This window comes from Lactobacillus sp., from assembly GCF_051873315.1.
GTDB lineage: Bacteria > Bacillota > Bacilli > Lactobacillales > Lactobacillaceae > Lactobacillus.
The window spans coordinates 20,190-27,199 of the sequence record NZ_JBJEES010000108.1 but is presented as its reverse complement, the minus strand read 5'-3'; the positions used below and the strand labels follow the sequence as shown (position 1 = coordinate 27,199).

Annotated in this window: 9 protein-coding genes; all 9 read left to right on the top strand. The window is 51.3% G+C overall.

Annotation, left to right across the window (positions count from 1 at the left end):
* A partial coding sequence (locus ACI32D_RS06385) for a DUF2252 family protein (RefSeq protein ID WP_439775767.1) occupies positions 1-879 on the top strand: 879 nt, incomplete at its 5' end.
* Entirely contained in the window at positions 876-1,793 is a 918-nt protein-coding gene (locus tag ACI32D_RS06380) for a hypothetical protein (protein ID WP_439775766.1), read from the top strand. The genes ACI32D_RS06385 and ACI32D_RS06380, both read left to right, overlap by 4 nt.
* Before the next feature lie 145 nt (positions 1,794-1,938).
* Positions 1,939-2,184 (top strand): hypothetical protein, encoded by a 246-nt coding sequence (locus tag ACI32D_RS06375; protein WP_439775765.1) that lies wholly within the window; start codon positions 1,939-1,941, stop codon positions 2,182-2,184.
* Between the two features lie 148 nt (positions 2,185-2,332).
* A complete protein-coding gene (locus ACI32D_RS06370; RefSeq protein ID WP_439775764.1) occupies positions 2,333-2,830 on the top strand; it encodes a hypothetical protein in 498 nt (165 codons plus the stop codon).
* Between the two features lie 67 nt (positions 2,831-2,897).
* Complete coding sequence (rbsK, locus tag ACI32D_RS06365) at positions 2,898-3,818, top strand: ribokinase (RefSeq protein ID WP_439775763.1); 921 nt, start codon at positions 2,898-2,900, stop codon at positions 3,816-3,818.
* A 15-nt stretch (positions 3,819-3,833) separates the two neighbouring features.
* On the top strand, positions 3,834-4,484 hold the full coding sequence (gene rpe / locus ACI32D_RS06360; protein ID WP_439775762.1) for a ribulose-phosphate 3-epimerase: 651 nt from the start codon (positions 3,834-3,836) through the stop codon (positions 4,482-4,484).
* A gap of 12 nt (positions 4,485-4,496) precedes the next feature.
* Positions 4,497-5,189, top strand: coding sequence for a ribose-5-phosphate isomerase RpiA (gene rpiA, locus ACI32D_RS06355; RefSeq protein WP_439775761.1), 693 nt, complete (start codon positions 4,497-4,499; stop codon positions 5,187-5,189).
* Positions 5,190-5,284: 95 nt separating this feature from the next.
* Positions 5,285-6,220, top strand: coding sequence for a nucleoside hydrolase (locus tag ACI32D_RS06350; RefSeq protein WP_439775760.1), 936 nt, complete (start codon positions 5,285-5,287; stop codon positions 6,218-6,220).
* A 9-nt stretch (positions 6,221-6,229) separates the two neighbouring features.
* Complete coding sequence (locus ACI32D_RS06345) at positions 6,230-6,952, top strand: GntR family transcriptional regulator (protein WP_439775759.1); 723 nt, start codon at positions 6,230-6,232, stop codon at positions 6,950-6,952.
* Positions 6,953-7,010 lie beyond the last annotated feature (58 nt).

The following is a 7,010-nucleotide window of genomic DNA, read 5'->3' as shown; positions in this document are numbered from 1 at the left end:
GTCCACGCTTACCGGCGGGGAATCAAGTACGCTAATTCCTTGACTCTGCTTGACCGTTTCAACTTGTCTTACAGCGTTGATGACCTTTTAGGCCAAATGACGGATAACGAACAAATGAAGCGGGTTCTTTTGAAGGTGGCTAACCGGGCACCGAAGAACAATTCTGATGCTGTGGTCAAGAAGTTCACGGAAAAGACGGAAGACGGGCGCCTGCGCTTCAAGGACAATCCGCCCCGGGCCCGGCATGTCACTCAAAAAATCTATGACGAGCTTTTGGCTGGTCTGGAAGAGTACCAGAAGAGCGTAAATGACGATGTCCGTGTCCTTTTGATCAATTATGAAGTGACTGACATCATTCGCTACAGCGTGGGCGTCGGCAGCTGGGGAACCCGCTGCTACCTGGCCCTGCTCACCGGCAAGGATGGCAGCCACCTGGTCTTGCAGATTAAAGAAGCCCTGCCGCTTCGCTACAACCTGTCGGCCTTGACGGTTGAAGAAAGCCAGGCTCAAGGCAAGGGCGAAGGCAAGCGAATCATCACTGCCCAGCGGGTTCTGCAGACCTACCATGATCCTTTCTTAGGGGCCATGGAAGCTGGCGGCAGAAGCTTTTACGTCCGCCAGTTCCGGGATATGAAAGACTCGATTGACCCGCTCAAGCTGGACCAGGAAAGCTTTTCCGCCTATTGTCAGATGTGCTCCTTCATTTTGGCCGTTGCCCACTATCAAAGCCCGACGGCACCGATGATCTATGGCTATGTTCATAAGCAAAAAGAGCTGGACACCGGTCTGGCTCAGTGGGCCGTCAAGTATGCCGACCAAATGGAAGCCGATTATGCCCGCTTTGCCAAGTACCTGCAAGGCGAGGAAGACGAAGAATGATCAATGAAGAATTGACCGACCGGGACCGGGTTGAACTGACCAAGCTGTCTTATGAGGCGCTGAACGTGGGCGAGACAGTCAAAGTCGCCGGTAAGACGATCGGGCAATTAACCCGGGACGTTTATGCCAAGGACGGGATGCAGGCTTTTTTGATCGAAAACGGAAATGAGATCACAGTCTTGTTTAAGGGCTCTTATGGCTTTAAAAAAGGCAACGCGACTACCTGGCGTGATGAGTGGCTGAAGACCAACTGGCCGATTTTTCTGGCCATGCTGACGGATCAACGGCAGGTGCCCAGCGCTTTGATAACGGCCAGCCGCTATCTTAACCGCTGGCTGGAGGAGTTTCCAGATGGGCGTTTCTACATCTACGGGCATTCCCTGGGGGCGATCAATGCTGAATACGCCTTGGCAAATTGCCGTTTTCCTGACCGGATTGCCGGAGCATATCTTTATGAAGGCACCAATATCTGGCGGCTTTTGACTCATAAAGAGCGGCGGCTGGTGGCCCAGCTGCGGGGCAAAATCAACAGCTATGTTGACATCTATGATCCGGTGACTTTGGGTTATACGGCCAGCAAGCGGATGGTTGGCAAGCTGCACTACGTTGACAGCCTGCCCATGAACCCCATCAAACAGCACATGTGGGGCGGCTACCGCTTTGACGACCAAGGGAATTTGCTGGAAAAAGAAGTTGACCAGCGTTTCCTGGATTCCAGCAAAATGCAGCAGGCTTTTTTGAGCCGGACCGGGCGAATGGCCAATTACTTGAGGTATCACCGGAACCTGCAGACGGACTGGCAGAAGCAGTCAGAGCAGCGGATGGAACAGATTAAGGAAGAATTGTTTAACCACAGCTTTTTGCAAGACTTCAATGAGCAAGACAAAAAGTCAAAAGATGATCAAGAACAATAAAACAGTTGATCAAAAAGGCGCGTCAGTTGACGCGCTTTTTTGTAACTAAAGGGTTGACGTCTTCACATTTTGCCGTTATTATTTTTTAATAAAAATGATATGGAGGAGCTGTAATGAAAGAATTTTTAATTAGGGAGGGATTTGAATGAGTAAAAAGTTGACTTGGTACCTGCTCCCACCGGTACTTTTAGTGGCAGTATTCATGATTATTGATCTTGCGAGCGGCCAGCACAATTTGTGGATGTCAGCCGTTGCAACATTAGCTTGGTGGCTGTTTTCCTTTGCAAGTGACCACCTGGCCAAAGGCTGGCAAAAGGTGATTTTTCTGTCCTGTGTTGGCTTTTTACTCTTAGTTGCCGGCTTATGCATCTACATTAAGTTAAATCCATAAAACAGTTGATCAAAAAGGCGCGTCAGTTGACGCGCTTTTTTGTTAGAAAATTGGAACTATATTTCAAGCAGCAGCCCGGGTATAATTTTTCTTAGATGACTGTAAACGTAGCAGAAGGCAAGAAAAAATTAGAAGAGGAGCCATGCAAATGACGATTGAAGAAGTACTGGAAAAGCAGCTGCTGGCGGAAGATCCAAGTATCGAACGCTTTGAAGAAGATTTTTACGGGGACTTTTACGACTATTTTGTCAACTTTCTGAAGTTTAAGTGCCTCAGTCAAGGTAAGGACCTGGCCAGCCTGGAAAAGCAGAAACTGGTCTTGTATCTGGACTTGTTCAATTCCCAGGACTTCCCCGGCCGGAAGGCTTACCGTTACAAGTTAGTCTTTGACAGCCAGCTGAATTTTTTAGCGGCGGAGTCAGACTTCACCCTCAGCGCCCTTTGCCGGGACTTGCGCGGCCGGGTGGACCAGCTGAGCGACTACGAGGCGGTCAGAAGCCAGGCCTTAGCTTCTTTGGCAGAGCGTTTTGATTCAAAGAATCCAGACCCAAATACCAGGATCCAGAACTTTAACGTTGTCCTGGCTGATCTGTATGACCGCTATAATCTCAGCCGCTTCAAGATTGCCTACCAGCTGGTCAACTAAAGCGCTTTTTTAAAAGAGCGGGAATAGTTATAATTGACTTAGGAATTAAAGTTAAGGAGAAAATGCTATGAAAAAAATCGTAGTAATCGGGTCCAGCAACGTGGACACGACCCTGCATGTAGAAAACTTCCCAAAGCCAGGCGAAACTATCAACGCCAACAAGGTCAGCGAGGCTGGCGGCGGCAAGGGGGCCAACCAGGCAGTCGCGGCCGCTAAGAGCGGGGCTGAGACCATCTTCATCTCTAGAGTCGGCGAAGACTCATACGGAAGCTGGATGAAGGAGCAACTGGCCGGCTACGGGGTCAAGACTGACTATGTTTTGGCCACGGAAGGCGTTAAGACAGGCCATGCCTACATCACTTTGAACGCGGAAGGGCAAAACGACATCATCATCGACCACGGGGCCAACTACAGTTTGACTGAAGCTGATATTTTGGCGGCTAAAGACGTCATTGAAGGAGCTGACTGCGTCATCGCCCAGCTGGAAACCCCGCTTGAAGCAACTACCGCTGCCTTCAAGCTGGCCAAGGCGGCTGACAAGGTGACTATTTTGAACCCGGCTCCCGCTATCAAGGACCTGCCAGCTGATCTTTTAGCCGTGACTGACTTGATTACGCCAAACGAAACGGAAAGTGCTCTTTTGACTTCTTTGCCAGTTGCAGAAGAGGCTGATTTGGAAAAAAACGCGGCCAAGCTGCATGAATTAGGCGTTGAGCATGTGATCATCACCTACGGCAGCAAGGGGGCCTACCTGTCTTCTCCAGTCTTTACGGGCTTAGTACCAGCCTTCAAGGTCAAGGCGGTGGACACGACGGCGGCTGGCGACACCTTCTTAGGCTTTTTGGCTGGGGAATTGGCCAGCGACTTCAGCAACCTGCATGAGGCAGCCCGCTTTGCCAACCGGGCCTCATCTTTGGCCGTACAGAAGATGGGGGCTCAGCCGTCAATTCCGGACCGGGCCAGCGTTGCAGCTGCTTTAGCTGAGTAAAGGATGGGTGAAGAAATGATTATTGCACCATCAATTCTCAACGCCGACAACCTGCACTTGGGCCAGCAGATTCAAGAAGCAGCCGACAGCGGAATCCGCCGCTTCCACATCGACGTGATGGACGGGCATTTCGTGCCTAACTTGTCATATGGCCCCCAGCTGGTGAGTGATTTTAAAAAGCAGTTCCCGGACTTGACCGCGGAAGTGCACTTGATGAGCAACAACCTGCCCGACCTTTTGCCGGCTTTTGTCAAAGCAGGCAGCGACTTGATTGAAATTCACTATGAAGCTGACTATCCAAACAGAATTGACCACTGGTTGGACTACTTAAAGGAGCAGGGCGTCTCCCGCGGGTTAGTCCTTAGCCCGGACACTGATATCAAGGTGCTGGAGCGTTGCATTGACAAGGTTGACCAAGTTCTTTTGATGACGGTTTACCCGGGCTTTGGTGGGCAGAAGTTTATGGAAGAAGCGCCAGAGCGGATCAAGGCCGCCCGGGCAATTCTGCCAGATCTTCCAATCGAAGTAGATGGCGGGATTAATGATCAGACGGCTAAGCTTGCCAAAGATGCCGGAGCTGATGTCTTTGTCGCTGGCTCTTATATCTTCGGCCGTGACTCAGTGGCTAAGCAGGTAGCTGAACTGACAAGCATTTTGGAAAAATAGCGGAGGCAAAAAATGGACCAAGCAAAGCAAGATGAATTGAAAAAGGCTGCTGCCAAGAAGGCAGCTGCCTTGGTGGAAGACGGCATGGTTTTGGGCGTTGGCACTGGGTCAACGGTGAAGTTTTTCATTGATGAACTGGGCAAGAAAAAAGAAGCCGGCTTGACTCTCAAGGCGGTCGTGACCACTTCCAGCCGCAGCCAAAAGCAGTTAGAAGGCTACGGCTTTACGGTCAGCCCCCTCAGCGAAGTTGACCAGGTCGACCTGACGGTTGACGGGGCAGACAGGGTGGACAGCCAGTTAAACGGGATCAAGGGAGGCGGGGCAGCCTTGACCTTGGAAAAGAACGTGGCCGTCAACTCCAAGAAGAATGTCTGGATCGTGGATGAAAGCAAGGTCGTTGACCACCTCAGCGGCTTTGCCTTGCCAGTAGAAGTTTTGCCAATCTCCTGCATGCAGGTAGAAAAGCGCCTGGAAGACGAAGGCCTTAAGCCGGAATTCCGCTTAGAAGCTGACGGCCAGCGCCTTAAGACCCACTACGGCAACTATATTCTGGACCTCAAGCTGGACCGGATTCCGGTGCCAAGCGGTCTGGCTGATTACCTGGATCACACGGTCGGGGTAGTTGAGCACGGGCTCTTTTTGAACATCTGCGATCAGGTCATTATTGCCCGTGACAACGGGGAGATCGAAGTCCGCAGCCGCTAAGAAAATTTTTTAGAAAAGAAGCAACCGCTTCTTTTCTTTTTATTTGCCGGGCGAAATGATAGAATAAAGCTATTCTGAAAAATGGAGAACGATTAATGAACAAGAAACCCTTAATTATTTCAACTGATCCCGGGATCGACGACGCGGTCTGCTTAACGATCGCCCTGTTCGCCAAGGAACTGGACGTAAAGATGATCGTGCCAACCTGGGGCAACGTTTCTTTGGAGAAGACCTTGAACAACACCCTGCGCCTGCAAGCCTTCCTGGGCACCAAGGTGCCGGTTGTGGCTGGGGCCAAGCTGCCTTTGGTCAAGGAAGCCATCGATGCTTCTGAAGTGCACGGGGCAAGCGGGATGGACGGCTTTGACTTCCCGGAAGCTGACCGGAGCCTTTTGGTAGAGGGCCTGGCCGCTACCAAGATCCACGAAGTAGTCAGTCAAAGTTCAGAAAAGGTGACCTTGATGCAGATCGGGCCAGCTACGGACTTTGCCCTTTACTTCCGCCAATATCCGGAAGACTTGGACAAGATCGACCGCCTTTACATCATGGGCGGGGCCTTGGGCCGGGGCAACTACGGTCCTTACGACGAATACAACGTTTCCGGGGACCCGGAAGCAGCTAAGATCGTCTTTGACTTAGGCGCCAAGGGCCTGGATATCTATGTGGCTCCTCTGGAAGTCGGCAACCAGGCCTTCGTTGACGCGGCCAGCCTGGAAGAAATCAAGGCTTTGGGCCGGGTCGGGGAAATGATCTACGGCCTTAACTCTCAATACGAATTAAACGATGCTGACGCGGACAAGGGCAAGCGGATCTATGACGCCTTGACGGCGGCCATGCTGCTGGCGCCAGACCTGTTTGAAGTCAAGGAAGCATACGTGGCGGTAGACACCAAGGGCCCATACACTTATGGGGCTTCAGTCATGGACTTTGATGGCTTCTTTGGGCAAAAGGCCAATGCCAAGATCGCGGTCAAGGTTGACCGCCAGGCCTTCAAAGACTGGTTCCTGGCTGCGATTGCCCAGGCAAAGTAGGTGAACTGAATGGCTGATTATGTTTACAAGACGGTCATGCATGACATCAAGCGCCGGATTTTAGCGGGCGAATATGAGGGGATGCGGCTGCCCGACGAGCGCAGCCTGGCCGAACAGTACCAGGTCAGCCGGTCGTCGATGAAGCGGGCCCTGGAACTCCTTGCCCAGCAGGGCATTGTGTTTAAGAAGCGGGGCAGCGGGACTTTTATCAATCCTTTGTACCTAAAGAACCAGGCGATGTTTCGCTATGAAGGGTCCAACCTGGGCCTTACGGACAGCTTTTTGGTTCCAGGCAAGAAGCAGGGGATCAAGCTGCTGGAATTTAAAGTGGTCAAGGCCAGTCCTGAAACGGCCCAGGACCTCTTCTTGAGTGAAAATGACTTCGTTTACCAGTTTAAGCGCCTCCGCCTTTTGGATGGCCAGCCCTTTTTGATTGAAGAAGGCTTCGTGCCGATCAAGATCCTGCCGGAGCTTAAAGAAGAGATTCTGCAGGGGTCCTTGTTCAACTACTTGGAAGACGCGCAAAACAAAGCGGTCACCAGGTCCTATTTGACTATTACGGTTTCCCCATCAAGCAAAGAAGACCAAGAAGAGTTGCAGCTCAAGGCAACTGAGCCAGTCGGCGTGATGGACGGGATCTTCTTTTTGGATGACGGAACGCCATTTGAAGTCTCCAGCATGCGGGTTCACTACAAGTACATGCGCTTCAACAGCTTTGTCAATTTGAATTAAGACAAAAGATATATGCGGACAGGTGATACCTGTCCGTTTTATTTTTCACTATTTCTAT

Bases quoted from the DNA above. Each gene is read 5' to 3' on its own strand.
- ACI32D_RS06350 (WP_439775760.1), top strand. From the start codon at position 5,285: ATGAACAAGAAACCCTTAATTATTTCAACTGATCCCGGGATCGACGAC.
- ACI32D_RS06380 (WP_439775766.1), top strand. From the start codon at position 876: ATGATCAATGAAGAATTGACCGACCGGGACCGGGTTGAACTGACCAAG.
- rbsK (WP_439775763.1), top strand. From the start codon at position 2,898: ATGAAAAAAATCGTAGTAATCGGGTCCAGCAACGTGGACACGACCCTG.
- rpe (WP_439775762.1), top strand. From the start codon at position 3,834: ATGATTATTGCACCATCAATTCTCAACGCCGACAACCTGCACTTGGGC.
- rpiA (WP_439775761.1), top strand. From the start codon at position 4,497: ATGGACCAAGCAAAGCAAGATGAATTGAAAAAGGCTGCTGCCAAGAAG.
- ACI32D_RS06345 (WP_439775759.1), top strand. From the start codon at position 6,230: ATGGCTGATTATGTTTACAAGACGGTCATGCATGACATCAAGCGCCGG.
- ACI32D_RS06375 (WP_439775765.1), top strand. From the start codon at position 1,939: ATGAGTAAAAAGTTGACTTGGTACCTGCTCCCACCGGTACTTTTAGTG.
- ACI32D_RS06370 (WP_439775764.1), top strand. From the start codon at position 2,333: ATGACGATTGAAGAAGTACTGGAAAAGCAGCTGCTGGCGGAAGATCCA.